General features: G+C 63.7%; 23 protein-coding genes and 3 pseudogenes. 7 read left to right on the plus strand and 19 right to left on the minus strand.

Translation table 11 applies throughout. From position 1 onward, the window contains the following. Positions 1-67 precede the first annotated feature (67 nt). The 5 genes and pseudogenes from H9K75_RS01200 to H9K75_RS01220 form a co-directional block, all read right to left on the minus strand. A complete protein-coding gene (locus H9K75_RS01200; protein ID WP_187724453.1) occupies positions 68-343 on the minus strand; it encodes an IPTL-CTERM sorting domain-containing protein in 276 nt (91 codons plus the stop codon). Continuing rightward, positions 295-1,326, minus strand: a complete 1,032-nt coding sequence (locus tag H9K75_RS01205; RefSeq protein WP_187724454.1) for a DUF7933 domain-containing protein — start codon at positions 1,324-1,326, stop codon at positions 295-297. Before H9K75_RS01205 ends, H9K75_RS01200 begins: the two co-directional genes overlap by 49 nt. Further along, positions 1,323-1,856 (minus strand): hypothetical protein, encoded by a 534-nt coding sequence (locus H9K75_RS01210; protein ID WP_187724455.1) that lies wholly within the window; start codon positions 1,854-1,856, stop codon positions 1,323-1,325. Before H9K75_RS01210 ends, H9K75_RS01205 begins: the two co-directional genes overlap by 4 nt. Positions 1,857-2,047: 191 nt before the next feature. Further along, positions 2,048-2,830: a hypothetical protein gene (locus H9K75_RS01215; protein WP_187724456.1), complete on the minus strand. Its 783-nt coding sequence runs from the start codon at positions 2,828-2,830 to the stop codon at positions 2,048-2,050. 266 nt (positions 2,831-3,096) lie between these two features. Further along, positions 3,097-4,372, minus strand: a pseudogene (locus H9K75_RS01220) (CaiB/BaiF CoA transferase family protein). Between the two features lie 134 nt (positions 4,373-4,506). On the opposite strand from H9K75_RS01220, the gene H9K75_RS01225 reads away from it, so the two are divergent. Beyond that, complete coding sequence (locus tag H9K75_RS01225; protein ID WP_187724457.1) at positions 4,507-5,421, plus strand: LysR substrate-binding domain-containing protein; 915 nt, start codon at positions 4,507-4,509, stop codon at positions 5,419-5,421. 27 nt (positions 5,422-5,448) lie between these two features. On the opposite strand, the pseudogene H9K75_RS01230 reads toward H9K75_RS01225, so the two are convergent. The 3 genes and pseudogenes from H9K75_RS01230 to H9K75_RS01240 all read right to left on the minus strand — a co-directional run bounded on the left by H9K75_RS01230 (position 5,449) and on the right by H9K75_RS01240 (position 8,229). Next, positions 5,449-6,602: pseudogene (locus tag H9K75_RS01230) on the minus strand (acyl-CoA dehydrogenase family protein). A 17-nt stretch (positions 6,603-6,619) separates the two neighbouring features. Further along, complete coding sequence (locus H9K75_RS01235; RefSeq protein ID WP_187724458.1) at positions 6,620-7,846, minus strand: thiolase; 1,227 nt, start codon at positions 7,844-7,846, stop codon at positions 6,620-6,622. Continuing rightward, entirely contained in the window at positions 7,843-8,229 is a 387-nt protein-coding gene (locus tag H9K75_RS01240) for a Zn-ribbon domain-containing OB-fold protein (RefSeq protein WP_187724459.1), read from the minus strand. Before H9K75_RS01240 ends, H9K75_RS01235 begins: the two co-directional genes overlap by 4 nt. Before the next feature lie 340 nt (positions 8,230-8,569). Here H9K75_RS01240 and H9K75_RS01245 point away from each other — a divergent pair, with 340 nt between their 5' ends. After that, positions 8,570-9,793, plus strand: a complete 1,224-nt coding sequence (locus H9K75_RS01245) for an ABC transporter substrate-binding protein (RefSeq protein WP_187724460.1) — start codon at positions 8,570-8,572, stop codon at positions 9,791-9,793. A 91-nt stretch (positions 9,794-9,884) separates the two neighbouring features. On the opposite strand, the gene H9K75_RS01250 is transcribed toward H9K75_RS01245, so the two are convergent. From H9K75_RS01250 to H9K75_RS01270, 5 genes are all read right to left on the minus strand, one after another. Continuing rightward, on the minus strand, positions 9,885-10,886 hold the full coding sequence (locus H9K75_RS01250; protein WP_187724461.1) for a tripartite tricarboxylate transporter substrate binding protein: 1,002 nt from the start codon (positions 10,884-10,886) through the stop codon (positions 9,885-9,887). 28 nt (positions 10,887-10,914) lie between these two features. After that, complete coding sequence (locus H9K75_RS01255) at positions 10,915-11,850, minus strand: Bug family tripartite tricarboxylate transporter substrate binding protein (RefSeq protein ID WP_187725861.1); 936 nt, start codon at positions 11,848-11,850, stop codon at positions 10,915-10,917. 245 nt (positions 11,851-12,095) lie between these two features. Beyond that, entirely contained in the window at positions 12,096-12,893 is a 798-nt protein-coding gene (locus H9K75_RS01260) for an enoyl-CoA hydratase/isomerase family protein (RefSeq protein WP_187724462.1), read from the minus strand. 71 nt (positions 12,894-12,964) lie between these two features. Continuing rightward, a complete protein-coding gene (locus tag H9K75_RS01265; RefSeq protein ID WP_187724463.1) occupies positions 12,965-13,864 on the minus strand; it encodes a MaoC/PaaZ C-terminal domain-containing protein in 900 nt (299 codons plus the stop codon). Between the two features lie 15 nt (positions 13,865-13,879). Beyond that, positions 13,880-14,797: an SDR family NAD(P)-dependent oxidoreductase gene (locus H9K75_RS01270; protein ID WP_187724464.1), complete on the minus strand. Its 918-nt coding sequence runs from the start codon at positions 14,795-14,797 to the stop codon at positions 13,880-13,882. Positions 14,798-14,966: 169 nt separating this feature from the next. Here H9K75_RS01270 and H9K75_RS01275 point away from each other — a divergent pair, with 169 nt between their 5' ends. The 4 genes from H9K75_RS01275 to H9K75_RS01290 all read left to right on the plus strand — a co-directional run bounded on the left by H9K75_RS01275 (position 14,967) and on the right by H9K75_RS01290 (position 17,375). After that, the gene (locus H9K75_RS01275) at positions 14,967-16,070 is read left to right on the plus strand and encodes an NAD(P)/FAD-dependent oxidoreductase (protein ID WP_187724465.1); all 1,104 of its coding nucleotides are present in this window, start codon (positions 14,967-14,969) and stop codon (positions 16,068-16,070) included. 143 nt (positions 16,071-16,213) lie between these two features. Beyond that, positions 16,214-16,522: a DUF883 family protein gene (locus tag H9K75_RS01280; RefSeq protein WP_187724466.1), complete on the plus strand. Its 309-nt coding sequence runs from the start codon at positions 16,214-16,216 to the stop codon at positions 16,520-16,522. Positions 16,523-16,611: 89 nt separating this feature from the next. Beyond that, positions 16,612-17,007 (plus strand): phage holin family protein, encoded by a 396-nt coding sequence (locus tag H9K75_RS01285; protein ID WP_187724467.1) that lies wholly within the window; start codon positions 16,612-16,614, stop codon positions 17,005-17,007. Beyond that, positions 17,004-17,375, plus strand: coding sequence for a hypothetical protein (locus H9K75_RS01290; protein WP_226858446.1), 372 nt, complete (start codon positions 17,004-17,006; stop codon positions 17,373-17,375). The genes H9K75_RS01285 and H9K75_RS01290 overlap by 4 nt, the downstream gene beginning before the upstream one ends. Before the next feature lie 83 nt (positions 17,376-17,458). Here H9K75_RS01290 and H9K75_RS01295 read toward each other — a convergent pair whose 3' ends face one another. Then, the gene (locus H9K75_RS01295; RefSeq protein WP_187724468.1) at positions 17,459-18,508 is read right to left on the minus strand and encodes a quinone-dependent dihydroorotate dehydrogenase; all 1,050 of its coding nucleotides are present in this window, start codon (positions 18,506-18,508) and stop codon (positions 17,459-17,461) included. Positions 18,509-18,543: 35 nt separating this feature from the next. Between H9K75_RS01295 and rpiA the strand changes: the two genes are divergently transcribed. Next, a complete protein-coding gene (gene rpiA, locus H9K75_RS01300) occupies positions 18,544-19,242 on the plus strand; it encodes a ribose-5-phosphate isomerase RpiA (RefSeq protein ID WP_187724469.1) in 699 nt (232 codons plus the stop codon). 82 nt (positions 19,243-19,324) lie between these two features. On the opposite strand, the gene H9K75_RS01305 is transcribed toward rpiA, so the two are convergent. The 5 genes and pseudogenes from H9K75_RS01305 to H9K75_RS01325 all read right to left on the minus strand — a co-directional run bounded on the left by H9K75_RS01305 (position 19,325) and on the right by H9K75_RS01325 (position 26,358). Beyond that, positions 19,325-20,038, minus strand: coding sequence for a glutaredoxin family protein (locus tag H9K75_RS01305; RefSeq protein WP_187724470.1), 714 nt, complete (start codon positions 20,036-20,038; stop codon positions 19,325-19,327). 83 nt (positions 20,039-20,121) lie between these two features. Then, positions 20,122-22,170: a M3 family metallopeptidase gene (locus H9K75_RS01310; RefSeq protein WP_187724471.1), complete on the minus strand. Its 2,049-nt coding sequence runs from the start codon at positions 22,168-22,170 to the stop codon at positions 20,122-20,124. Between the two features lie 76 nt (positions 22,171-22,246). Continuing rightward, positions 22,247-23,103 (minus strand): annotated as a pseudogene (gene folD, locus H9K75_RS01315) (bifunctional methylenetetrahydrofolate dehydrogenase/methenyltetrahydrofolate cyclohydrolase FolD). Between the two features lie 88 nt (positions 23,104-23,191). Further along, entirely contained in the window at positions 23,192-23,815 is a 624-nt protein-coding gene (locus tag H9K75_RS01320) for a response regulator transcription factor (protein WP_166304411.1), read from the minus strand. Beyond that, a complete protein-coding gene (locus H9K75_RS01325) occupies positions 23,812-26,358 on the minus strand; it encodes a PAS domain-containing sensor histidine kinase (RefSeq protein WP_187724472.1) in 2,547 nt (848 codons plus the stop codon). The genes H9K75_RS01320 and H9K75_RS01325 overlap by 4 nt, the downstream gene beginning before the upstream one ends. Between the last annotated feature and the right edge of the window lie 156 nt (positions 26,359-26,514).

Genomic DNA, 26,514 nt, shown 5'->3' on the forward strand with positions numbered 1-26,514 from the left:
GCCGTCTTCACGCTTGACCGCGTGACGGCATGGGCCTCAGCGGGGTGGGCCGCCGAAGCTCTCCGCGTTATTTGCGACGGGTTTGCGGTGTCCGGCGCTGTGTCCAGGCCGCAGCGCCCAGCACCAGCGACAGAACCATCAGCCCCCATTGCGACAGTGTCGGTACCGCAGTGGCAGAGCCTGGGTCAGGTGGATTGACCGGAGGCTCGCCGAGACAGGTGAGGGTGGCCGTCGCGGGCGTGGCGACCTGACCTTCGCCGGTGGTGAAGTCGGTTCCGGGCGTGATGACGTTGGTCACCGTGGTGCCGGGGCCGCGCACATGGCCGCCTGCGCGACGGGCCATGAGACCGGCACGGTGATGGTGCAGCCACCGACAGGCAGGGTCGCGCCGGACAGCGAGACATTGCTGCTGCCCGATGCAGCGACCAGGGTGCCGCCCGTGCAGGTGGTAGTGGCCGCGCCAGAGATCACCAACGGCGATGGCAGCGCGTCTTTCACATTGAGTCCGGCAACCGCGGCGCTGGAACTGTTCTGCACCGTGATCGTCAGAGTGGCCGTGCCGCCGGGCAGTACGCTGGTCTGCGAGAAGGCCTTGGTGACGGTGCCGGCTGGCGGGATGACCGGTGGCTCACCCAGGCAGGTGAGGGCGGCCGTGGCTGGCGTGTTGGACTGGCCCAGACTGGTCGTGAAGTCGGTTCCCGGAGTGATGACATTGGTCACCGTGGTGCCGGGAGCCGCGCACAGAGCGGCCTGCGCCACGGGCCATGAAACCGGAACGGTAATCGTGCAGCCACCGACGGGCAGAGCCGCGCCGGACAGCGACACGCTGTTGCTGTCCGATGCCGCAACCAGGGTTCCACCCGTGCAGGTGGTGGTGGCCGCGTCGGCGATCACCAGAGGTGACGGCAGCGTGTCGGTCACGTTGAGTCCGGGAACGGCAGAGGTCGCGGTGTTGTGTACCGTGATCGTCAGAGTGGATGTGCCGCCGGGCAGCACGCTGGTCTGCGAGAAGGCCTTGGAGATGGAGGCGGGGATGCCGCACGAGCCGCCCGCCGCAATCGCATTCAAAAACGCAGGCGCAATTTTTCCGGCATTTTGCGTGCCATAGATATCGTTGTAGACCGCGTCAAAGGGCGTCAGATCCACTGTCGCGAACAGGCAGGCACCGGTGCCGCCGTAGGACTGGGTCTGTGGAATCAAAAGGCCGTAGACGCCGTCGACCGTGGTGCCAGGCGCCGGCTGCGTCGAGCCCGGGGCCAGATAAAGCGCGTTGTTTGCGGGGACGCCGTTGAAATAGGTCACGTCACCGCCGACGAGCGGATTCAAGCCAGCGAAGGAAGCGCTGTATGGCGAACTGGTGTTGAGTTCCGCCGAGAGTGGCCCGGGTGGCGGAAAAGCACCCAATGTGGGTGTGAAGGCTCCGGTGGCACCAATGCTTTGCGCCATCGCGGAAACGTTGGCCCCTGGCAGCAGCCGTCGTTGAACATGATGAAGGCGTTGGCCAGCCTTGTCTTGATCGCATCATTGATCGGCGCCCAGTTGCTTGCATCCACCAGCGAGTAGGCGCTCGTCATGATCACGATGTCATATTTGCCGCCACCCGCCGTGGTGAAGGTCGCGGGACTCACCGAATTCGCCAGGTCGAGACCGGCCTGCTCCGTGACCGTGGCACCCGCACCCTCGAATTCCTTCTTCATATTGGCAAAAGCGGCAGCGGCGCCCGGCTCGGTGGTGTGCAACAGCAGAACGTTCTGCGCCTGAGCCACGGAATGGCCCATCAGTGCTCCGAGTACCAACAAACCCAACAGACCCCGGAAGGCTAGCCACCACTGCAATCCCCGCTGCTTCATCTGCATAGTCAACTCCATTAATAAGTGTTGGCTATCAGAATATCGTCTACGAGTAATTATTTAAATCAGCACAGTCAATTTGATTTTTAAATTTTGTTAACTACATTGTCTGTGGGGCCATGCGCGCGGTGTGAAATCCCGCAATAGAGGGGCTCGCGAGAGCCGATCCGTTGTGTGTGCCAATTGCAACGCCGAAATCACGGCAGCCGCGCTTCATCGCTCGTCGGGTCGGCGGGGGAGCTTGCGTGGTGCGCGCCTGCACCCATGCCCAGTCCGAGTCCCATGGCGCCCATGCCACCGCCGCCGCCTTGTCCACCACCGCCGCCGCCGCCGCCGTGCCCACCGCCAGCAGTGCCTTCACCGCCGCCCGCGCCGCCGCGCCTGCCGCCTGCTCCGCCGGAGGCCGATGGCCGCAGCGGGCCCTGATCGGGCACGCGCACGTCGGCGGGAATCGGCTCGAGATTCAGGGCCTCGCGAATGAAATTGCGCAGCGACACCACCAGTTCGCGCGTGTGGATGCTGCGGCCCTCGGTCATGTCGAGCGCGGCCTGTGCTGCCATGCGTACCTGTTCCTCGGTGCCGAGCAGGATGACGTCGGAGAGCGCGGCCTCGACGGTATCGCGCATGCGTCGCTGGCGTTCGCTGCTGGACAGCGGGGCATCGTTCGAATCCGGCGCTTCGCCTTGGTCCTCGACCCCGTCCGCCGCCGGAGTGCGCGCTGCTTGCTGCTGCAGACGCAGGTCGCGCATGTGCGTGGGGCGCACCTGCAACTGGCCGGTGAACGAACTGCCCAGCGTCTTGTAGGCGGCCATCAGGGTCTTCAGGCGTTCGTTGATCTGCCGGTTCTCGCGTTCGCGGCGTTTCTGGACCGTCTGCATGAACAGCAGCCGCACGCCCATCATGAGACAGGTGACGAGCAGCAGCCCGGCCACCGTGGATAGCACCGAAGACCAGGAACTGAAATCAATCATGGAGCGCATGGGGCAGGGCGTCGAAGTGCAATGAAGCCGCCGATTCTGCGGCATTTGCCGGTCGCGGGCCGTCAGCGCACGACTCGTTTCTACGATCGGCGCATGGCGCTCGTCGTGCCGCGCGATTGCTGCTCGAACATTCGCAGGGCTCGCAGGACTCCGGTTCAACCGGTTGAGGCGGCGATCAGGACCGCGTGCAGATCCGCACGCTGCGGACCGCCCAAGACTGCACAACCCTCGGGCTTGCGCGACCCCGTGGGTTGTGTGAACAGGCCCTAAATCACGCCCTTGCTTTTGAGCGCATCGAGCGCCTGTGCATCGAGGCCGAGGTTGCCGCTCAGCACCTCGTCCGTGTGCTGGCCCAGCACGGGCGGCGCGTGGCGCAGGGTGGTGGGGGTGTCAGACAGGCGCAGCGGGCTGGCTGCCGTGGTAACGAGATTGGCCGTCTGGGCGTGTTTCGATGCTTCCTCAGCGTTCGCGAAGCGCTGCTGCTCGACGCGGATCTGCCGGAATCGCACGTGCGGGTCGGCATAGGCATCGGCGATGTTGTTGATCGGGCCGCAGGGGACCGCCCTGGTCTCGAGCAGTGTGACCCATTGCGCCGTGCTGCGCTGGCGGGTGATGTCGCTCATGCGGGGAATCAGTTCGGCGCGGTGTTTCACGCGCGCGCTGTTGGTGCGAAATTTTTCGTCGCCGGCCCAGTCGAGACCGGCGGCCTCACAAAAACGTGCGAACTGGCCGTCGTTGCCGATGGCGAGCAGCATATTGCCGTCGCTGGTGGGGAAATCCTGGTACGGAACCACGCTCGGGTGGGTATTGCCAAGGCGCTCGGGACGTTTTCGGCATTGAGGTAGCCCGCGCCCTGATTGGCAAGCACGGCCATGGCGACGTCGAGCAGGGCCATGTCGATGTGCTGGCCGCGTCCGGTGCGGTGCCGCGCCTCGATGGCGCCGAGAATCGCCGTGGTGGCATACATGCCGGTGAACAGGTCGATGACCGCGACGCCCACGCGCATCGGGCCGCCTCCGGGCTCGGTGTCACTGCGGCCGGTGATGCTCATGAGGCCGCTCATCGCCTGCACGAGCAGGTCATAGCCGGCGCGCGGCGCATACGGGCCGGTCTGGCCGAAACCGGTGACCGAGCAATAGATCAGGCGCGGATTGAGTGCCTTCAGCGATTCATAGTCGAGCCCGTAGCGCTTGAGGCCGCCGGTCTTGAAATTCTCGACCAGCACGTCACTCTGGCTGGCGAGCTGGCGGATCAGTTCCTGCCCCTCGGGCGTGGCGATGTCCACGGTGACCGACCGCTTGTTGCGATTGCAGGCAGCGAAGTAGCAGGCTTCGCGCGTGCTGCCTTCGGCATCCTTGAAGAACGGAGGGCCCAGTGGCGAGTGTCGTCGCCTTCGCCGGGCTTTTCGATCTTGATGACGTCCGCCCCCATATCTGCCAGATTCTGTGTGCACCACGGACCGGCGAGTACGCGCGAGAGATCGAGTACGCGAAGATGGCTGAGAGCGCCTTGCGGTGCGGAATCTGTGGTCGTCTGGGTCATAGGGCTCCGTTGTCGTTTCGAGTGTTGGTGCGCATCGCAGCATGGTAGGGCGGGGCGACACGGCGAGGCTTTCATTTTCTTTAAGCGCGTATTTGGCCCGGGTGACTGTGTGGGCAGGCCCTAGAATGCCGCGCATGTCCATGCATTTTGACCTAGTAGACCTGCGCCTGATGGTGCACATTGCCGAAGCCAACAGCATGACGCGCGGAGCCGAGCTGTCCTTCATCTCGCTGCCAGCGGCGAGCACGCGCATCAAGAATCTAGAGGAAAGCATCGGCACCAAGCTGCTGTATCGCACCAGCCAGGGGGTGACGCTCACGCCACCGGGTCAGGCGTTCGTCACGCACGCGCGCATGGTGCTCGGGCAGATCGAGCATCTGCGCGGCGACATGCAGGAGTACGCGAGCGGCATCAAGGGCCATGTGCGGGTGTTTGCCAACACCACCTCGCTCGGGGAATTTTTGCCGCCGGTGCTGCGCCACTTTCTGCGCCGCAATCCCGATGTGAACATCGACCTGCGCGAGCGACTCTCGCATGACATCGTGCGCGCGGTGACCGAAGGCCAGACCGACATTGGAATCGTCGCCGGGCTGGTGCGCACCGAAAATCTGGAAACCTTGCCGTATCACCGCGACCGGCTGGTGCTGGTCGTGCCGCGCGGGCACGCGCTCGACGGACAGACGCAGGTGGACTTTGCCGATACGCTGGAGCTGGACCATGTCGGCCTGCATGAATCGAGCGCGATTCACGCGTTTTTGCGGCAGGCGAGCGACCAGCTGCACCGCCCGATCAAGCAGCGCATCCAGGTCGGCAATTTCGAGACCGCGTGTCGCATGATCGAGTCGGGCGTGGGCGTGGGCATTCTTCCCGAGTCGGCGGCGAGCCGGCACGCGCAGTCGCTCGCGATCACCATTGTTCCGCTTTCCGATGCCTGGTCGGTGCGGCAGATGCAGATCTGCGTGCGCAGCATGGAGGCACTGCCGTCGTTTGCGCGCGATCTGGTCGATCTGCTCGTGGCCGACACCGAGGGCAAGCTCAAGCTGGACTGAGGACGCTGGCGCGCGCAGCCCTCGACCTCAGCCGCGTGCGTCGCGGACCATGTTGCGTGCGATGATGATCTGCTGGATCTGCGTCGTGCCCTCATACAGACGGAACAGTCGCACATCGCGGTAGAAGCGCTCGATGCCGAACTCCGACAGATACCCCGAGCCGCCGAGAATCTGCACCGCCCGGTCTGCCACGCGGCCACACATCTCGGTCGCGAACATCTTGCTGCACGACGCTTCGGTCGACACGTTGCGACCTTCGTCACGGCGGCGCGCGGCGTCGATCACCATGCATTCGGCGGCATAGATTTCGGCCTGGCTGTCGGCCAACATGGCCTGCACGAGCTGGAATTCGCAGATCGGCTGGCCGAACTGCTTGCGATCGAGCGCATAGGCAAGCGCGTCACGCAGAATGCGCTGCGCCACGCCCACGGCTACGGCGGCGATGTGGATGCGGCCCTTGTCGAGCACCTTCATCGCGGTCTTGAAACCCTGGCCTTCCTTGAGCCCGATGAGATTGGCAGCGGGCACGCGCACGTTGTCGAAGAACACGTCGCAGGTGTGTGCCCGCGCTGGCCCATCTTCACGTCGTTCTTGCCGAAGCTGATGCCGGGCGTTTTCGCATCCAGGATGAAGGCGGACACACCGCCCGAGCCCTTGTTGGACGGATCGGTGCGCGCCATCAGCGTGAACATGCCGGCATGCGGCGCGTTGGTGATGAAGCGCTTGTTGCCGTTGACCACGTAGACGTCGCCCTCGCGCACGGCGGTGGTGCGCAGCGAGGCGGCGTCCGATCCGGCCTCGGGCTCGGTCAGCGCAAACGAGGCCATGATCTCGCCAGTGGCGAGCCTGGGCAGCCACTCGGCCTGCTGCTCGGGCGTGCCATCCATCAGAATGCCCTGCGAGCCGATGCCCACCGTCGTGCCGATCACCGAACGGAAGGCGGGCGAGGTCTGGCACAGCTCGAAGAGCACGCGCACCTCTTCTTCCATCGTCAGCTCGAGCCCGCCGAAGCGCTCGGGAATCGTCATGCCGAACAGGCCCAGATGGCGCATCTCTTCGACGATGTCCTCGGGAATTTCATCGGTTTCGGCGACGATGTTTTCGGCAGGCACGAGCCGCTCGCGCACGAAGCGGCGCACGCTGTCGAGCAGCGCTTCGAGAATTTCCGGGTCACGAATCATGTGGACTTCCTGCTCGCTCAGAGTGCATCGGCCGTGCCGAGAATGGCGGTCGACTGGCTCGACAGCGTGCCGCCGTTGCCATGGCATACGGCGGTGTTGCTGCGCTCAAGCTGGCGCGCGCCAGCCTGACCGCGCAACTGCCGCGTCGCCTCGATCAGCGTGAAGATGCCATACATGCCCGGATGCACGCACGACAGGCCGCCGCCGTTGGTGTTGACGGCCAGACGGCCGCCCGGCGCGATGCCGCCGTTCTGCACGAATGCGCCGCCTTCGCCCTTCTTGCAGAAGCCGAGGTCTTCGAGAAACAGGATCGTGTTGATGGTGAAGGCGTCGTAGAGCTGCGCCATGTCCATGTCTGCCGCGCCGAGGCCGGCCATGGCAAACGCCTGCGAGCCGGACTGCGCTGCCGAGGTCGTGGTGAGATCGGGCATGCTGGAGATCTGGCGGTTCCAGATCGCGGTGGCATTTCCAAGCACGTAGACCGGTGGTTGTTTCAGGTCCTTTGCGCGGTCGGCGCGGGTCAGCACGATGGCTCCCGCGCCGTCCGTGACGAGGCAACAGTCGCGCACGCTGAGCGGACTGGCGATCATGCGCGCGGACAGGACCTCGTCGATGCTGAGCGGGTCACGCATGAAGGCTTCGGGATTCTGCTGCGCCCAGGCACGCGCGGCGACAGCCACTTCGGCCAGTTGTTCGCGCGTCGTTCCGAACTCGTACATGTGGCGCGCGGCGGACAGCGCGTAGGCGGTGACGGGCAGCACCGGCTCGAACGGGTGCTCGTAGGGCTGCGGGTCCATGAAGCGGCGTGCGGCAATGCTTTCCTTGCGCCCGAACGCGGCGGAGCGCTGCGCGCTGCCGTAGCAGATCAGCACGGCGTTGCACTGACCCGAGTCGAGCGCACGGATGGCCGGCAGGAGATGGGCGATGAAGCTGCTGCCGCCCACCATCGTGCCGTCCACGTAGGTCGGATTGATGCCCAGATGTTCGATCACGGGCATGGTCCACATGGTGGAGTTCACGCTGCAGGTGGCGAGGCCATCGATGTCCTGCATGGTCAGGCCCGCATCGGCCACTGCGGCATGCGCGGCGCGCGCGAGCAGCGTCATGTCGTCCATGCCGACCGCTTCACCACAGCCATAGGTCGCGGCACCGGCGATGGCGACTTTGCCGCGCAGATGGCGATTGGTCTTGGCGGCGTCGAAACTCGAATGGGGAATCGTGGGTGTGTGGATGCGGGCGTTCATGCGCTGGCTCCCGAGTTCGCGGCGGGCTGGAACAGCACAAGGCCACGTCCGTCCTTTTGCGCCACGCGTGCCTGCACGCGCTGGCCGATCTTCACCTCATCGGGCGCGACGTCTTCGACGCGGCTCATCATGCGCACACCTTCGTCCAGATCGATCAGCGCGACGTTGTAGTTGCCACCGGCTTCCGGCTTGCGGGCGATGGTGCTGGTGGAATACACCGTGCCCATGCCGCTTGCGCGCACCCATTTGAGCGGGCTGGCACCGCAGTGCGGGCACAGTTCGCGCGGCGTGAAGACATGTTTGCTGCACTGCGGGCACTGCTGTATGCAGAAGCGGCCGGCGTCGAGTTCGGCCTGATAGTGGGTCTGAGCGCTCAACTGCATGGTGTGGGAGTCTCCTTCTTGATTGCGTGTTCCTAGCTGCATGCAGCATGCCTGCATCAGGGTGGCGCTTCAATTCGGGATTCTGGAAGGGAGGCTTCTCGAAGTGCTACGGCGTGGCAGCCGACACCTCGTGAATACCCGGCTTTGGCGCGGGCAAACCCGAACTTCCAGAACCACGCATAGCCCGGCAGGCCCGTCGGGTTCTAGCATCTGCCAGCTTGCGCGTCCGATGTCCTACGAGCGGATCGCGCGGCCTCTGTTCTGCGGGCTCTTGCGCGTTGGTACATCTGGCAAGCGTGCCTGGCCCGCCATCGAAAAACATCCCGAAAGGAGACTCAAGATGCGTTCAAGGTTTGCTGTGCGATTTCTGCCGATGGGCCTGCTGGCGTGTGCTGGCGCGTGCCTTCAGGCCCAGGCAGCGGGAATTTCGGATGACGTGGTGCGTATCGGCGTACTCAGCGACATGAGCGGCCTGTATGCCGACACCGCAGGCCGGGGATCGGTCGAATCCGCGCGCATGGCGATCCAGGACTTTGGCGGTACGGTGCTCGGCAAGAAGATCGAACTGGTGTTTGCCGATCACCAGAACAAGGCCGACGTGGGTGCGACGCAGGCGCGTGCCTGGTTCGACCGCGAGGGCGTCGATCTGATCATGGATCTGAACAACTCGTCCGTGGCGGTTGCGATCAACAATCTGGCCCGCGAGCGCAACAAGCTCGTGATGAACACCGGCGGCGCGTCCGACATCCTCACCAACGAACACTGCGCGCCCACGGCCATCCACTACACCTACGACAGCTACGCGCTTGCCAACAGCGCGGTGCGCGGCGTGATCGCTCAGGGCAAGAAGGAGTGGTTCATCATCGGCGTGGACTACGCCTTCGGCAAGGCGATGACGGCCAATCTCAACGAGTTCGTGAAGGAAGCCGGCGGGCGCATCGTCGGCAGCACCTACCATCCGCTCAACGCCAGTGATTTTTCGTCATTCCTGCTGCAGGCGCAGACCTCGAAGGCCCCGGTGATCGCGCTCGCGAACGCGACTTCGGACACCGTCAACACCATCAAGGCCGCCAACGAATTCGGCATCACCAAGACACAGACCGTGATGCCGACGATCATGTTCATCAACGACATTCACGCACTCGGCCTCAAGCAGGGGCAGGGCATGGTGTTTGCGACCGGCTTCTACTGGGACCGCACGCCCGAATCGCGCCAGTGGGCCAAGCGCTTTTTCGAGAAAATGAAGAAGATGCCTTCGATGGTGCATGCCGGTGGCTATTCGGCCGTGACGCAATATCTCAAGGCCGTGCAGGCGGCGGGAACGGACGATGGTCTCGCCGTGGCCAAGCAGCTCAAATCCATGCCGATCAACGATTTCTTCTCGCACAACGGTCGCGTGCGCGAGGATGGGCGCATGGTTCACGACATGTATCTTGTCGAGGTGAAGAAACCCGAGGAATCCAAATACCCGTGGGACTACTACAAGGTGGTCAACACCGTGCCCGGTGACAAGGCATTCAAACCCATCGAGAAAAGCACCTGCAAGTATCTGAAGCCGACCTGAGGAGGATCGTTCGCGGCTAAGGGTTGGACGCAAAAACAAGGGACGGCAGCCGCGAGGTGGCCGTCCTTGTTCTTTCGAGTGTGATCGGGCCTTAGCTCGCGGTGATCCCTGCGGTCTTGATCACCTTGGCCCATTTGTCGATTTCCGCGCGCAGGCGTTTGCGCATCTGCTCCTGCGTTCCGGGATCGGCCTCGGCACCCGCTTCAAGCAGCTTCTGGCGCACGGCTGGATCGCTCATCACCGCGTTGAAGTCGCGATTGATGCGTTCCTGCACGGCCTGCGGTGTCTTCGCCGGAGCGAACAGTGCGCACCAGGAATAGGCGGCATAGCCGGGCAATCCAGCCTCGGAGATCGAGGGCACGTCGGGCCGCATCGGCGAGCGCGAAGGGTTCGCGACGCCGAGCACCTTTACGCGATTGGCCTTGATCTGAGGGAGCGCGGTGGGCGCGTCGGCGAACATGATCTGCACCTGCCCGCCGAGCAGGTCGGTCATTGCGGGGGCGCTGCCTTTGTAGGGCACATGCTGGAGCTTCACTCCCGCCATCATGTTGAACAGTTCGCCCGCCAGATGCGTACCGCCGCCGTTGCCCGCCGAGCCGTAGCTCAGTTGCGTGGTGCCCGATTTGGCGAGCGCGATCAGCTCCTTCACATTGTTCGCAGGCACGGATGGATGCACGACGAGGAACACCGGAAACAGCGCGGCAAAGCTGATCGGCACGAAGTCCTTTTCGATGTCGTAGGGCAGCTTGTCCATCAGCGTGTGGTTGACCGAGTGATGGATCGCGCCCACGAACAGCCCGTAGCCATCGGCAGGCTCGCGGGCCGCTGCCGCCGCGCCGACCACGCCCCCCGCACCCGCGCGATTGTCCACGATGGTGGGCTGCTTCCACAGCTCGCCGAGCTTCTGGCTGAAGGCGCGTGCGGTCGTATCCACCGGGCCTGCGGGCGGAAAGGGCACGATGAACTTGACGGCGCGCGTCGGCCAGTTGTCATCGGCCAGCGCGAGCAGTGGTTGCTGCACGGCGAGCGTTGCCATGCCAGCGGCAAGCAAGCTGCGGCGATTCAGCCCCGGGTGATCATTGGATTGCGGCATGGCGTGTCTCCTTGTGGTGGATTCGGCCTCAGTCGACCACGATGCCCTGCGTCACTGTGGCCCACATGGCGCGCTCCTTCGCGGCGCGCTCGGCAAGCAACTGCGGCTCTCCAAGCCATTCGTCATAGCCAAGTTCCTTGAGACGCCTGGCCAGTTCGGGCTGGCGGAGCGCGGCGGTGATCGCGCGGTTGAGCTTGGCGGTGAGGTCGGCAGACATGCCCTTGGGGCCATACACGCCATACCAGCCGCCCACGTCAAAGCCCTTGAGTCCTTCGATTCCCGACTCGGCCAGCGTGGGCACGTCGGGCAGCATGGCATTGCGCTGCGGCGAGGTCACCGCAATGGGATGCACTTTCTTGCCCTGGATGTAGCTGCTCGCCGTGCTGATGATGTCCATCATCATGCTGATCTGCCCGCCGATCACATCCGTCATCGCGGGCGCGTTGCCCTTGTACGGAATGTGGTTCATCTCGATGCCGCTGCGTTTGGAGAACAGCAGGGCGCCCAGATGGTTGGAGCTGCCGACGCCCGCCGAGCCATAGCTCAACTGGCCGGGATGGCGCTTCGCGTATTCGACCAGTTCCCTGGTGGTCTTGAACGGCAGGCCGTTGTTGGCCACCAGAACGTTGTAGTAACTCAGCACAGGCGCGACCGGTGTCAGATCCCTGGGGGGATCGAATGGCATCTTGCTCATCACGTTCGGACTGATGGTGAGCGTCGGACTCGCGGCAAACCACAGCGTCAACCCGTCAGGCTTGGCGCGCGCGACTTCGCCACCGGCCATGGTGGCGTTGGCGCCGGGCTTGTTTTCCACGACCACCGAGGCTCCAAGTTCCTTGGAAAGCGCGACGCTGAGCAGGCGCGCGCCCTGATCGACGGGACCGCCCGCGGAATAGCCGACGAGCAAACGAACCGGCTGAGGCTCCTGTGCAAACGCCGAAGGTGCGGCAGCGGTCAACGTCATGAGAGCGGCAATGCCTAGCGCCTCGCGGCGGGTGCGCAGGGTGATGTTCATATGTTTGTCTCCTGGATGGCGAATCGCTCAATGGTGCGGTGTTGTCCGGGACATGGGAATCTGCTTTTGCCTAAGTCGGCATTCGTGGGCCGTTAGACATGGTTTTCCCGCAGATGACCAGAAGAGTCCGTCGGCCACGGTCATTCCCGCGCCTTGCCGCGAGCGGCGCGAAAGAACCGGTGGGCACTAAGCAGTCAGGCGCCGCGATCCCAGTCGAACGCAAGCGGCTGCTTGTCCTTGAAGCGCTGCACGGCCTGCTGGTGGTATTCCGAGCCACGGCACACGGTCTGTGCGTAGGCTTCGAGCTCGGACATGGCGCGCGCATCGAGTTCAAAGGCCTGATTCATGATCGTCTTGGCCATGCCAATGGCAGCGGTGGACGCGTGCAGGAAACGCGAGGCCAGCGCCTGCGCAGAGGCCTTGAGCGCGTCGGCATCGGCGACGATGTCGTAAACGATGCCCAGTTCCCTGGCCTCCCGCGCACCCACCGTGCGGGCGGTGAAGACCAGTTCCTTGGCCCGTTGCTGGCCGACGATGCGCGGCAGCAATTGCATGGCGCCGAGATCGGGAACCAGGCCGATGCGGCCAAAGACCGAGCAGAATCTGGCGCGTTCGGTCGCAAGAATGAAATCGGCGGCCAGTGCCAGGCTGAAACCCGCACCGAAGGCCGGTCCATCGACGGCGGCGATCACCGGCTTTTGCATGTTCACGAGTTCGGGAAACCACCGGTGCAGCGCGCGGATCCGTTCTCGCCACGGCAGCCCGCTCTCGCTTGACTGAACCATCTGAATGACGTCGCCGCCCGAGCAGAAGGCGCCGCCTGCGCCGGTGAGAATCAGGGCCTTGACGCTGTCATCGTCACGCATGCGCAGCACGGCCGTGGCCAGTTCGGCCCGCAGTTCCACGCTCAGCGCGTTGCGCGTATCCGGCCGGTTGAGCGTGATGGTGCCGATGCCGTCGTGGACTTCCACGAGAACGTTGGGCTGAGTCATGGGTGGCGGTCTCCTTGTGATGTTTTCAGCGTGATGAGATGGCGTGGCGCTGCGCAGTGAGTGCGAAGTCCTCAGGATGCGAGTTCGGCCATGCCGTGGCTCAGCACGACCTTGTCGCGTTCGGCGACGCGGGCGCGCAGTTGCAGTCGTCCGGGCGCTCCGGGCACGCGCCAGATGTCGGTGACCAGTGTTTCGCCGGGGTAGACCGGCGAGGTGAAGCGGATGTCGAGCGCCGAGAGCCGCGCGGGATTGTTGTCGGCGCATTGACGCAGCACGGCGCGGGTCACCAGGCCGTAGCTCGCCAGTCCGTGCAGGATCGGGCGCTCAAAGCCCGCCTTGCGCGCCACTGCGGGATCGGCATGCAGCGGGTTGTAGTCGCCCAGCAGGCGATAGAGCAGCGCGGATTCGGGACGCGTGGCCTGTGTGTCGCTGAAGTCCGGCGCGCGGTCCTCGGGTGTGGCCTGAAGCGCGGGCAGACCCGCATCGCTTGGCTGCTGCCCGCCGGAATGCTGGCTGTAGCCACCGTCGCCGCGCAGAAACGAAACGCTTTGCACCGTGGCAAGCAACGCACCCTGTGTGGTCTCGACCCGGCGTTCGGTGACGAGAATCGCGCCCTTGCCGTCGCCCTTGTCGGTGATGTGCGTGATGCGGCTGTGGCCGACCACCTCGGCCTGCGCAGGCAGCGGCTGGTGGATACGCATGCGCTGCTCGCCGTGCAGCAGCTTCACCCAGTCGATGCCGGTGTCGGCCTCGCGCGCCCAGAAGCCCGGATAGCCAAGCACCACCGCAAGCGAGGGCAGGGCGCGCAATCCGCCCGGAGCGCCTTCAAACACAAAGGGCAGGGCCGTCTCATCCATCGGGTCGTTGCCCATGCCGAGGCTGAGCGCATACAGCATGGTGTCGCGTTCGCTGTAGTGCTGGTGCACGGGTTCGAACCTGCGCGCCTTGAGATGCTGGTAGTTGATCGCCATGTCGTGCGCGCTCCGTCAGATCGGGTCCCAACTGAACACCTCGCCCGACCGTTCCAGTTCGAAGAACGACGAGCGGAGCGCCGGCATGCCGTGTTCGGCAATGCTTTGTGGTGTCCAGCCTTCGCTGCGGTGGATACCACGCACCGGACGCGGCTGGCTCATCAAAAAGATTTCGTTGTTGCGCACCGCGAAAACCTGCGCGTTCACGTCGCTGGCCGCATCGGACAGCAAATAGACCGCCAGCGGCGCGATCTTGTTGGGCGTCATTTGCTGGATCTTGGCGACGCGCGCCTGCTGCTCGGGCGTGTCGGTGGGAATCGATCCGATCATGCGGCTCCAGGCGAACGGCGCAATGCAATTGGAGCGCACGTTGAACTTCTGCATGTCCAGCGCAATGCTCTTGGACAGCGCCGTGAGCGCGAGCTTGGCGGCGCTGTAGTTCGCCTGGCCGAAGTTGCCGATCAGGCCGGACGTCGACGTCATGTGCACGAAGGCGCCGCTTTCCTGCTCCTTGAAATGCGTGGCGGCTGCGCGGCTCATGTAGTAGCTGCCGTAGAGATGCACCTTGATCACCGCATCCCATTCGTCGAGGCTCATCTTGTGAAAGAAGCGGTCGCGCAGAATGCCGGCGTTGTTGACCACGCCGTCGATCCTGCCGAAGCTGTCTACCGCACACTCGACGATGCGGGCGGCGCTAGCGGCCTCCGAGACGCTGTCGGTGTTGGTGACCGCCTCGCCGCCTGCGGCCTTGATTTCCGCGACCACTTGGTGCGCCGGGCCGTCGTCCGTGCCCTCGCCGTTGGTGGAGGTGCCGATGTCGTTGACCACGACCCTCGCGCCCTCGGCCGCGAGCGCCAGCGCCATGTCGCGCCCGATGCCACCGCCGGAGCCCGTCACCACGACCACTTTGCCGTCCATCATCTTCTGTGCCATCGCCTGCCTTTCTTGCGTATTCTTGAAAAGTGAAATCCGAGCATGCGCCGAAACTACGCTCGCGGCCATTCGAGAATCAGAAGGCCGGGGTTTGTCCGGCTGAAAGCGGACGATCAGGCACGCGCGGTTGTGGGAAATAATGAGCCCCTGTTTTGCTGGAGGGCATGCCGTGGCTGAGAGTGTTGACTGTGTGGTGATAGGAGCGGGCGTCGTCGGTCTCGCGGTGGCGCGGGCGCTGGCCGTGCGCGGACGAGAGGTGCTGGTGCTGGAGGCGGCCAATGCGATCGGCACGGAAACATCCTCGCGCAACAGCGAGGTGATCCATGCGGGTATCTACTACCCGCAGGGTTCGCTCAAGGCGCGGCTTTGCGTACAGGGCAAGGAACTGCTCTATGACTTTTGCGAGCAGCGCGGCATTGCGCACCGGCGCTGCGGCAAGTTGATCGTCGCGACCTCGGAAGAGCAACGCGCCAGGCTGGACAGCATTGCGCAACACGCCGCTGCGAACGGCGTGAACGATTTGCGGCTGCTCACGCGCGACGAGGCGAGGGCGCTCGAGCCCGCGCTCGAATGCGTGGCCGCGCTGCTCTCGCCGAGCACCGGCATCGTGGACAGTCACGCGCTGATGCTGTCGTTGCTCGGCGACGTGGAAAACCACGGCGGCGCTCTCGCTTTGCAGTCGGTGGTGGCGCGCGCCGAATGCCTGCCAGAAGGCATTCTGGTGCACGCCGCAGACGGCACTGAACTGCTGGCCAAAGTGGTGGTCAACGCGGGCGGCCTGCACGCGCCCGATCTCGCGCGCCGGTTTGCCGGACTTGCGGCGGAACACGTACCGCGCGCCTACTACGCCAAGGGCAACTACTTCACGCTCGGCAGCCGGGCGCCGTTCACGCATCTGATCTATCCCGTGCCCGAGGCCGCGGGACTCGGCGTGCACCTGACGCTCGATCTCGGCGGACAGGCCAAGTTCGGTCCCGATGTCGAATGGGTGGACGGCCCCGATCAACTGGTGGTTGATCCAGCGCGCTGCGCGGGCTTTTATGGCGAGGTGCGCAAATACTGGCCCGGTCTGCCCGACGATTCGCTGTCGGCGGGTTATGCCGGTATTCGTCCGAAGATCAACGGTCCGCACGAGCCATCGGCCGATTTCGTGATCCAGGGCAGCGCGGTGCATGGCATCGCCGGACTGGTGAACCTGTTTGGCATCGAGTCTCCCGGCCTGACCAGTTCGCTGGCGATCGGAGAGCACGTGGCGCAACTCCTTGAACTTTGATTGCGGCGGTCGTTACGGCCCCTGCGTTGCCTGGAATTGCCAGGGCCTGTTCGGGCTAAGATGTGGCATAGACCTACAAGGGCAGGGAGAGCTTGCGCTTATCTTTGGTCACAACCGCCAACCATTAGAAAGAGGCTTTTGATATGAGTTCTGCATCCGACAAAATCTCCAGCGCACAAGAAGATCTGGAAAAACTCGTTGGCGATCTGCGAGGCCTTCTGTCCAGCAAGGATCTGGACAGCCTTCCGGAGATCCGCCAGTTGCGCAAGCGCCTGGACGAAAGCGTGTACACCGTGCGTGATTCCGCCGTTCGCGCCGCACAGGAAGCCGCTCACCAGGCCAAGGAAGCCGCACGCGTTGCCAATAATTACGCGCATGACGAACCTTGGCGCGTGGCTACGGCTGCCATGGCTGTTGGCGCGCTGGTGGGCTTCCTGCTCGCCCGCCGCTGAGTCACGTCCCATTCAATCGCTCGCACCGGGTAGCCAACGCGCTATCCTGATGCGAGCCAGATCACAACTACAGAGAGGCTAGCGAGCGCATGAACCTGATTGCTATGCTCGGACTGGAAGGCTTTGTCGCACGTTGGCGCGCCAACGTGATCGAAGGAGCCATCGCGGTCGAGGATCGTATGGAACTGGCCAGCATGGAGTGGGGCGACCAGAAGCGTCGTCTGGTTCTGCTGGCAGTACTTGGCATCGTGGCCGGTGGGCTCACGGTGATCGCGCTCATCATGCTGTCGCTCGCCATTCTGGTGACCTATTGGGATGAGCCCAACCGCACCACGGTGGGCTGGCTGCTCGCCGGTGGCTGGGTGCTGCTGTGGGTGATCGTGCTGGTTTCGCTGGCGATGATCGCCAAGCGTGCTGGCAACGCGTTTGCGCTCACCAAGCGAGTGCTTGCGCAGGACTGGAAATACGTCAAGGATCAATTGTGACGAGCCAAGGTAACACCACCCCCACCCCGGTCGCCGCGAGAGCGGCGGAAATCGCCGTTCAGCGCGAGTTGGCCATCGACTCGGCGTCGGACGAACAGGCCGTTGTGCTCAAGCGCATTTATGCGCAGCGTGATCGTATCGAGGCGCGTCGTGTGGCGCTCTCACAGGCGCGGGCTCTGCGCGCACGCAGTGCCGACCACGTCGATTCGGATGCGCCGCTGTTGATGAGACTGATCGCGTTCGCCAAGCTGCACCCCGTGGCTGTGGCCGCAGTGGCCGGAGCGGCGCTGTTTGCCGGACCCGCGCGCCTGATGCGTATCGGAGGCATTGTGCTGCCCATCGTGATGAAGATGCGCAGCGGCAGATAGCAACATAGCCGCGTTTTTCGCTGGACGCCTCAAGCCCATCGGCGATTGCCCGATGGGCTTTTTGTTTGTCCCCGGGCTCGCGATCAGCGCTTCATGTTCTTGATCGCTCGCGCTGCCTGACCTATAAGTTCGGGGCCCTTGTAGATCAGGCCGGTATAGATTTGCACCACGTCGGCACCCGCGCGAATCTTGCTCACCGCGTCCTGCGCACTCATGATGCCGCCCACGCCGATGATCGGGTAGGCAGGGCCGAGCTGCGCGCGTAGCTGCGAGATCACACGGTTGCTGGCTTCCAGAACCGGCGCACCACTCAGGCCGCCGGTCTCCTCGGCATGGCGCAGGCCCTTGACGGCGTCGCGGCCAATCGTGGTGTTGGTGGCGATCACGCCATCCATGCCCTGGCGCTTGAGCGTCGCGGCGATCAACTGAACCTGCGATTCGTCGAGATCGGGTGCGATCTTCACGAAGATCGGCACGCGGCGGCCATGCTGTGTGGCCAGTTTTTCACGACGCGCGGCGATGGCCGAGAGCAGGCCGTCGAGCGCCGCGTCACTCTGCAATTCGCGCAGGTTCCTGGTGTTGGGCGAGCTGATGTTCACGGTCACATAGTCCGCGTGGGGATATACGCCTTCAAGGCAGATCAGATAGTCGCTGGTCGCGTCTTCTATCGGCGTTGCCGCGTTCTTTCCGATGTTCAGGCCCAGCAGCATGGGTTTGCCCTGCGCACGCGTCTTCGAGCGCTTGACGTTGGCGATGAACGCGTCGAGTCCTTCGTTGTTGAAGCCCAGACGATTGATCAACGCGTTGGCCTCGGGCAGGCGGAACATGCGCGGCTTGGGGTTTCCCGGTTGGCCCTTGGGTGTGACGGTGCCGACTTCCACGAAGCCGAACCCCATCGCCGCAAGTCCGTCGATGACGCGCGCATTCTTGTCAAGCCCGGCCGCCATGCCGACGCGATTCGGGAAGCTCAGGCCCGCAAGCTGCACCGGATCGCTCACGGTCTGGTTGCACCAGGCCCAGGACAACGGCGTGCCCTGGCCGGTCGCCAGCATGTCCATCGTGAATTCATGGGCCTTTTCCGCGTCCATGTTGAAGAGAATTGGGCGGGTGAGTGCGTAAGGTAGTAGAGACATGGAGATAATTCGAGGTTCAACACGGATTCTCGCCCATGACGACAACAACCCCCGCTCTTTCTCAGGATCAACTCAAGACCTTGGTCGGCCAGGCCGCGCTGCAATACGTGGTGCCGGGCGAGATCGTCGGCGTGGGCACGGGCTCGACGGTAAACAAATTCATCGACGCGCTGGCTACCATCAAGGGCCAGATTCTCGGCGCGGTCTCCAGCTCGCTTGCAAGCACCGAGCGCCTGAAAGCCATTGGCGTGCCGGTGTTCGACGCCAACGAGGTGCAGTCGCTGTCGGTGTATATCGACGGCGCCGACGAGATCGACGCCAAGGGCTACATGGTCAAGGGCGGCGGCGCGGCCCTCACGCGCGAGAAGATCGTGGCCGCGCTTGCCGGGCAATTCATCTGCATCGCCGACGAGTCCAAACTGGTGGACGCGCTAGGCGCGTTTCCGCTGCCGGTGGAGGTCATCCCGATGGCGGCGGCGCAGATCCAACGGCGTTTCGAGGCCATGGGCGGGCAGGCCAGCATCCGGTTGAGCGGTGCCGACGGTCAGCCGCTCGTGACCGACAACGGTCAGCACATCCTTGACGTGCGCGGTCTGCAGATTCGTGAACCCCTGGCTTTCGAAAGCACCGTGAACCAATGGCCAGGCGTGGTCACCGTGGGCGTGTTCGCGCACCAGAAGGCCAGCGTTTGCCTTCTGGGCACGGCCTCGGGCGTGCGCACGCTGAAGTTCTGATCGATCTCACCGGCTCAGAAAAAAGAAGCGGCTCGACCTGATGGTCGAGCCGCTTCTTTAGGGTTGTCGCAGTGCGGTTCCGTCAGAACACCAACCCCGCAGGATTCGTCGGCGTGGGGCCAGACGGGGCGACCGCATCGGGAGCCGGCGCCGCAGGCAGCGGGCGCGTAGCAGGCTGCTGCGTCGTCTGAGGCGTGGCAGGCGCAGGCTGCGCGGCGGTTGCCAGCGGCGTGGGCGCGGGGCGCTGGTAGTTCGGTGGCAACTGCGACTTTTTGGGGTAGCCGGCGGCGTCCAGGTACTGCGTCCATTCCGAGTCCGAAAAACCGCTGAGATGCTGCCCGCCGATGGTTGCGAACGGAATCGAGTTGTTGCCGCCACTCAGCGCCTTGAGCGCGGCAATGCTTTCGTTGTTGGTGACCGTGCGCTCGGTGAACGGGACGCCGCGCGCCATGAGCAGATTGCGTGCGCTGTTGCACGGCGCGCAGTCATCGCCGGAATAGAGCGTGACGGGGAAGCGGCTGGCCACCTGCTGCAACGAGTAGGGCAGCGTGCCGCCCGTAGCGCCGCCGCTGCTCCCGGCTTCTGCGGCGTTGCCGGACAGCGTGGTTGCACCCCTGCTGCCGTCCTTCGCGCTTTTGCCCGCGTTGTTGGCCGGTGGCTGGTCGGAGAACGTCACCTTGCCGTCGGGACCCACGCTTCGGTAGATCTGCTGTGCCTCGGCCTGACCCATGGGCAAGAGCGTTGCAGCGCCCAGCAGTGCGGCGGCAAATACGGTCAATTTTCCAACTCGGCTCATGGGATCCCTCGGTGATTTGGCGGCGTCAAACTCGTCTGCCCGGTGATAGGCAGGCACGATCTTGACACGAAAAAAGCCGCGCTTCAATTCGCCATGCCCTGATGTCGCAGCAGCGCATCGAGCTGCGGCTCGCGGCCACGGAAGGCCTTGAAAGACTCCATCGCCGGGCGTGCGCCTCCCGCTTCGAGAATCGCCTCGCGATACTTGCGGCCGGTCTCGGGATTGGGCGAGCCATCGGCCAGCATCGTTTCCTCGAATGCGGCATAGGCGTCTGCCGACAGCACCTCGGCCCACTTGTAGCTGTAGTAGCCCGCAGCGTAGCCGCCCGCAAAGATGTGGCTGAAGGTGTGCGCCATGCGGTTGTAGGCCGTCGAGGGCAGCACCGCGACCTCGGAGCGTACCTGCTCCATGACCGGCATGATCGCGTCCTTGGGATCGTGGTCGGTGTGCAGCAGCATGTCGAACAGCGAAAACTCGATCTGGCGCAGCGTCTGCATGCCGGACTGAAAATTCTTCGCGGCGATCATCTTGTCGTAGAGCGCGCGCGGCAGCGGCTCGCCGGTATCCACATGCGCGGTCATGTGCTTGAGCACGTCCCATTCCCAGCAGAAATTTTCCATGAACTGGCTGGGCAGTTCGACCGCATCCCATTCGACACCGGAAATGCCGGCCACGTCGCGCTCGTTGACCTGCGTGAGCATGTGGTGCAGGCCATGGCCGGTCTCGTGAAAGAGGGTGATCACGTCATCATGCGTGAGCAGCGCGGGCTTGCCTTCGACGCCCTCGGCGAAGTTGCAGACCAGATGCGCCACCGGCGTTTGCAGCTTGTGCGTGTCCGGGCGCAGCCAGCGCGTGCGCACGTCGTCCATCCAGGCACCGCCGCGCTTGCCCTTGCGCGCCGGCTGGTCCAGATAGAACTGACCGACGAGCACGCTGCCCTGCGGCGTCTGACGTTCGATGCGGTAGAACTCCACGGCCGGATTCCACACCGGCGCGTGGTCGCGGCGGATCGAGACCTCGAACAGCGTCTCGACAATCTTGAACAGGCCCGCGAGCACTTTGGGCGCGGGGAAGTATTGCTTGACCTCCTGCTCGCTGAATGCGTAGCGGGCCTCCTTGAGCTTCTCGGAGATGAATGGCCAGTCCCAGGGCTGCGGGTCGGAGAGACCCAGATCGGACCTGGCAAACGCGCGCAGATCGGCGACATCCTTTTCGCCATAGGGCTTGGCGCGCCGCGCCAGATCGCGCAGAAAATCGACGACTTCGCGGGGCGAATCCGCCATCTTGGGCACCAGCGACACTTCGCCGAAGTTGTGATAGCCGAGCAGCCTTGCTTCTTCCTGGCGCAGCGCGAGAATTTCCTGCATGTTCGCGGTGTTGTCGAACTTGCGCGCATCGCCAACGGCCTGATCGGACGCACGCGTCACATAGGCGTAGTACAGCTTTTCGCGCAGCGCGCTGTTCCTCGCGAACTGCATCACCGGCAGGTAGACGGGCAGTTTGAGCGTGAGCTTGTAGCCTGGCTTTCCATCGGCTTCGGCCGCAGCGCGGGCGGCTTGCTGGATGTCGTCGGGCACACCATCGAGTTCCTCAATCACGGCGTAATAGGCGAAGGCATCGGTCGCATCGAGCGCGTTCTCGCTGAACTTCTGGGACAGCTCGGCCATGCGCTCCTGGATCTTGGCAAAGCGCTCCTTGTCGGCCCCTTGCAGCTCAGCGCCGGACAGCACGAAGCCGCGCATCGCGTGATCCCAGGCCGAGCGCTGCTCCCGGTTGAGCGTTGCGGTGTCGACGGCCTTGTATTTGGCGTACAGGCGCTCGTCGGCACCCAGCCGGGTCCAGAATTCGGTGACCGCAGGCAGGGCCGCGTTGTAGGCGGCGCGCAGTTCCGGGGTGTCGGCCACGCTATTGAGGTGGTTGACTGCGGCCCAGGCGGTTCCCAGCTTTTCGGTCGCGACGTCGAGCACCGCGGAAATATCGTTCCAGCGCGCGGGAAAATCCGACTTGGTGACGGTCTCCAGCGCCTCGTTGGCGCGGGCGATCAGTGTGTCGATGGCCGGACCCACATCCGCAGGCTGGATGCGGTCGAATGAGGGCAGGTCGTATGGTTCAAGAAGTGGGTTGCTGCTCATGCTGGAATACGTGCTGCCGAATGTCGTGAAATCAAGCGCCGCAGCACGCTGCGACGCCCCGTTTTGTGCAAATGGATCAGCCCGCGGCGCGTTCTGCGGACTCCATGGTGTTGACCAGCAGCATCGTAATCGTCATCGGGCCGACACCGCCGGGAACGGGGTAATCCAGCCTGCGACCTCTTTCACGCCGTCGTAGTCCACGTCGCCACAGAGCTTGCCGTTGTCGTCGCGGTTCATGCCCACGTCGATCACCACCGCGCCGGGCTTGACCATGTCCCGGGTCAGCACGTTGCGCTTGCCGACGGCGGCCACCACTACGTCGCCCTGACGTGTCATCGCGCCCAGATCCGGCGTGCCGCTGTGAGTGATGGTGACCGTGGCATTTGCGGCCAGCAGCATCATCGCCATGGGCTTGCCAACGATGTTGGACCGGCCGATGACCACCGCATGCTTGCCGCGCAGATCCTTCATGCCGATTGATTCGAGCATCTTCATGCAGCCATACGGGGTGCAGGCCTTGAAGCCGACTTCGCCGACCATCAGCGCTCCGGCGCTCGCCACGTGAAAGCCGTCCACATCCTTGGCGGGCGAGATGGTTTCAATCACCTTGTGATCGTCGATGTGCTTGGGCAGCGGCAGTTGCACGAGGATGCCATGGATGCTTGGGTCATGATTGAGCGCCTCGACACGCTCTAGCAGTTCGGCCTCGGTCATCGCGGCGTCGTACTTTTCCAGCACTGAATGGAAGCCGGCTTCCTCGCAGGCCTTGACCTTGTTGCGCACGTAGACCTGCGAGGCCTGGTTGTCGCCGACAAGAATCACGGCCAGGCCCGGCGTGATGCCGGATTTCGCCTTCAGTGCAGCGGCGCGCGCTGCGACTTCGGTGCGGAGTTGGGCGGAGAGGGCCTTGCCGTCGATGATTTGGGCTGTCATGGTGCGAGAAAACAAAAGGTCGATGGTGGAAATGAAAAAGCTGCCGCGCTCTGAAAGGACGCAGGCAGCTCCGGGAGAGGCGAGAAACTCAGGCCTTGGCGGTCGGGCCGAGTGCGATCTTGAGCAGGTCGGCCACGGTGTTTGCGTTGAGCTTTTCCATGATGTTGGCGCGGTGTGCTTCCACGGTCTTGATGCTGATGCCCAGATCGTCGGCGATCTGCTTGTTCAGGCGACCCGCGACGATGCGCTCGAGCACCTGCGACTCGCGGCCCGTGAGCTTGGAGAGCAGCGCGTCGCGGCTGGCGGCCTGCTGGTGGCCGGTGAAAGCCTCGCGAGCGTGGTCAAGCATGCGTTCGACCAACGGCACCAGTTCATCTTCGTTGAATGGCTTCTGGATGAAGTCGAGCGCACCCTTTTTCATGGTGTTCACGGCCATGGGCACGTCGCCGTGGCCGGTAATGAACACAATCGGCAAAGGGGAGTTGCGTTCCAGAAGGCGGTCCTGAAGTTCCAGTCCGGTCATGCCGCCCATGCGGATGTCGACGATCAGGCATGCGACTTCACGCGGATCGTAGCGGGCCAGGAACGACTCGGCAGAATCAAAGCAACGCACGCGATAGTCTTTGCCTTCGAGCAACCATTGCAGGGAATCACGTACCGCTTCGTCGTCATCGACGACGTAGATAGTGCCTTTTTTCGGGATCAAGCTCATTCGATAGTCCTTGGCTTTGACGTTGCTACAGTTTCAGGAGTGGCGCTCGTTGTGGTCGTCAGCGGTAGCCAAAATGAGAACCGGCAACCGGTTACTTCCGTTCCATTGTAGATGTTCTCGGCATGCATCCGCCCATGATGGGACTCAACGATGCTGCGGCAGAGATTGAGGCCGATGCCCATTCCCTCTTGCTTTGTGGAGAAGAAAGCCTCGAACAAATGCGCCAGAACCTCGGGCGCGAGACCCTTTCCAGTGTCCTGCACGGAGAATTCGACGACATTCTGGCCGTCGACCTGGCGCGGCACGACGCGCAGTTCCACGCTGCGGCGGGCGGCTGGACGGTCAGCCTGATTGATCGATTCCGCGCCGTTCTTCATCAGGTTGATGAGCACCTGCTCGATGAGAATCGTGTCCGCCATCACCTTGGGCAGCCGCGCCGCGACGTAGTGCGTGAGGCGCACATGGTTGCGCCGCAACTCGATGTCGGCCAGTTCGACCGCTTCGTTGACGATGCCGGGAATGTCTGCGAGTGTTCGATTGGGCTCGCTCTTTTTTACGAACTGCCGGATGCGCTGGATGATCTGTCCCGCGCGCTGGGCCTGGTGGGCGGTCTTCTGCAATACCGTGATCAGCATGTCCTCGCTGATTTGCTTGCTCTCGATGCGCGAGACCATGCCGCTGCAGTAATTGCTGATCGCTGCGAGTGGTTGATTGAGTTCGTGTGCCACGCTGGATGCCATCTCGCCCATGGTGATCAGTCGGCTGACCGACTGCGCCCGTTCGGCCTGGCGCGCCGACTGCTCCTCGGCGAGGCGGCGCGGCGTGATGTCGGTGGCAATCACCATCTGCGCGAGACGGCCATCGACCCAGTTCAGATACCGGGAACGCACTTCCAGCCACTTGCCGAGTTCCGGGCGGTAGATTTCCGCATTCTCGGTGCGCGCGCTGGTCAGCGAATCGGTGGGCAGCCCCATCAGGCCATCCTCGTCGTCAACACTCGTGGACTCCTTGACGGGCAGCACGCCGGCCTGCGCGACCAACTCCAGGTGGCCGTCGGTCTGCGAGCCGAACCATTGGCGATAAAGACGATTGGCGAACAGCAGCTCGGCGCTGCCCAGTGGTGCGACCGACACCGAGGCGTCAAGCGATTCGAGCACGACGGTGAAGCGTTCATGCGATGCCGTGAGTTGTTCGCGAATGCGGTTGGGCTCGGTGATGTCGGTCATCGACGTCATCCAGCCGGTCTGCTTGCCCTTGGCGTCCACGAGTGGTGACACATAAAGGCGCGCATCGAACAGCGAGCCGCTCTTGCGTTTAACGCGCGCCTGAAAGCCGCCGGGAACGCCCTTGCCCGACAGTTCGTCATTGGTCTTGGACTGGAAGGTTTCGTGGTCGGTGTCGGGCCAGTAGGAATAGGGCGGGGTCTGGCCGACGAGATCGTCCTCGCTCCAGCCCGTCATCTGACAGAACGCGGCGTTCACGTAGGTGATGCGACCCTGCATGTCCACGGCGCGCATGCCGGTCAGCATGGAGTTCTCCATCGCGCGGCGGAAATTGGTTTCCGCCACCAGTGCCTGCTGCGCCTGTAGACGCCGCCGCGTGTGCCGCCACGTGGCAATCAGCAGCCAGGCGGTCATCATCGAGAGTACGCCGACCAGCCAGAACAAGCCGCTGCCGACCACGCCGAGCGACGTGCGGTAGGCCTGTGCCCGCAGCATCAGCCCGTTACCGACCGGCGAGACCGGCACCTCGTATTCATTGGCGCGATGGTCGCGCGCGATCATCGACCTGTCGCGCGGCTCGAGCGGCGTGCCGGCCAGCACCTGCCCGTTGCTGTCGAGCAGCGTCACGGCATAGCGCGCCAGCACCTCGGTCGGCGTGCCGTAGCGCAGCAGGCTGTCGATTGAATATTCGCTGAGCACCACGCCCGCAAACTTGCCCTGAGCCGCAAGCGGCACCTGTAGTTGCAGAAGCGGCGGCACGTCGTTGTGGCTGCCCACCGGCTGCGAGTACACCGGCTGCTGCATGTCGCGCGCCAGCGAGAACGTGTCGGCCGTCTCGCCCGTGCGAATGGTCTCGCCCACCACGCGCAACTGGCTGCTGGTCAGCGTGGGACCGGCGCGGCTCGCGCGGATGCGCATGCGCTCGTCGATCCAGGTGATGGCCTGCAACTCGGGGTACTGGCTGATCAGCGCCTCGGCGCGGCGGTCGAACTCGGCGCGGTCCATGTCCTGATTGGAGAGATCGCGCGCAATCCGCATGACCTGTTCCTGGCGCTCGAGCAGCCGCAGACGCACACGCTGCTGCGCATATTCCACGTCGCGTTTCAGCGCCTCCTTCTCGCGATCAACCTCTTCCGTGCGCAAATACCAGAAAGAGATCACGATGGCAGCGAGAAACATCAGCACGGCGACCAGCGGTGCCAGTGCGGCAAAGCGATCCTGCCGGTTGGGCGAGAGACTGCGCCACCAGGTACGCCACCAGCGCACTGGGGTTTTTAAAGTCTCTTTAGGCTTAAAAGCCGCATTTTCTGACGCTTGCATGTGTCAAGTTTAAGCCTTCTTCGAGAGGGATTTCATAGCAAGAAAAAATGTGCGTTTGCAATAAATTTTCATATTATAAAAAGTCATAGCACGATTCGAAATCTCACAAAATTTGTGCGAAACTTCGTGCAACTCAAAGGCTTTATTGAGCTAATT

Origin of the sequence: Diaphorobacter aerolatus (assembly GCF_014489535.1) — a bacterium.
Taxonomy (GTDB): Bacteria; Pseudomonadota; Gammaproteobacteria; order Burkholderiales; family Burkholderiaceae_C; genus Diaphorobacter_A; species Diaphorobacter_A aerolatus.

Coding starts and splice junctions, on each gene's coding strand:
- H9K75_RS01200 (WP_187724453.1), bottom strand. CDS start 343: ATGGCCCGTCGCGCAGGCGGCCATGTGCGCGGCCCCGGCACCACGGTG.
- H9K75_RS01210 (WP_187724455.1), bottom strand. CDS start 1,856: ATGCAGATGAAGCAGCGGGGATTGCAGTGGTGGCTAGCCTTCCGGGGT.
- H9K75_RS01215 (WP_187724456.1), bottom strand. CDS start 2,830: ATGCGCTCCATGATTGATTTCAGTTCCTGGTCTTCGGTGCTATCCACG.
- H9K75_RS01225 (WP_187724457.1), top strand. CDS start 4,507: ATGTCCATGCATTTTGACCTAGTAGACCTGCGCCTGATGGTGCACATT.
- H9K75_RS01235 (WP_187724458.1), bottom strand. CDS start 7,846: ATGAACGCCCGCATCCACACACCCACGATTCCCCATTCGAGTTTCGAC.
- H9K75_RS01240 (WP_187724459.1), bottom strand. CDS start 8,229: ATGCAGTTGAGCGCTCAGACCCACTATCAGGCCGAACTCGACGCCGGC.
- H9K75_RS01245 (WP_187724460.1), top strand. CDS start 8,570: ATGCGTTCAAGGTTTGCTGTGCGATTTCTGCCGATGGGCCTGCTGGCG.
- H9K75_RS01250 (WP_187724461.1), bottom strand. CDS start 10,886: ATGCCGCAATCCAATGATCACCCGGGGCTGAATCGCCGCAGCTTGCTT.
- H9K75_RS01255 (WP_187725861.1), bottom strand. CDS start 11,850: ATGACGTTGACCGCTGCCGCACCTTCGGCGTTTGCACAGGAGCCTCAG.
- H9K75_RS01260 (WP_187724462.1), bottom strand. CDS start 12,893: ATGACTCAGCCCAACGTTCTCGTGGAAGTCCACGACGGCATCGGCACC.
- H9K75_RS01265 (WP_187724463.1), bottom strand. CDS start 13,864: ATGGCGATCAACTACCAGCATCTCAAGGCGCGCAGGTTCGAACCCGTG.
- H9K75_RS01270 (WP_187724464.1), bottom strand. CDS start 14,797: ATGGCACAGAAGATGATGGACGGCAAAGTGGTCGTGGTGACGGGCTCC.
- H9K75_RS01280 (WP_187724466.1), top strand. CDS start 16,214: ATGAGTTCTGCATCCGACAAAATCTCCAGCGCACAAGAAGATCTGGAA.
- H9K75_RS01285 (WP_187724467.1), top strand. CDS start 16,612: ATGAACCTGATTGCTATGCTCGGACTGGAAGGCTTTGTCGCACGTTGG.
- H9K75_RS01295 (WP_187724468.1), bottom strand. CDS start 18,508: ATGTCTCTACTACCTTACGCACTCACCCGCCCAATTCTCTTCAACATG.
- rpiA (WP_187724469.1), top strand. CDS start 18,544: ATGACGACAACAACCCCCGCTCTTTCTCAGGATCAACTCAAGACCTTG.
- H9K75_RS01305 (WP_187724470.1), bottom strand. CDS start 20,038: ATGAGCCGAGTTGGAAAATTGACCGTATTTGCCGCCGCACTGCTGGGC.
- H9K75_RS01310 (WP_187724471.1), bottom strand. CDS start 22,170: ATGAGCAGCAACCCACTTCTTGAACCATACGACCTGCCCTCATTCGAC.
- H9K75_RS01320 (WP_166304411.1), bottom strand. CDS start 23,815: ATGAGCTTGATCCCGAAAAAAGGCACTATCTACGTCGTCGATGACGAC.
- H9K75_RS01325 (WP_187724472.1), bottom strand. CDS start 26,358: ATGCAAGCGTCAGAAAATGCGGCTTTTAAGCCTAAAGAGACTTTAAAA.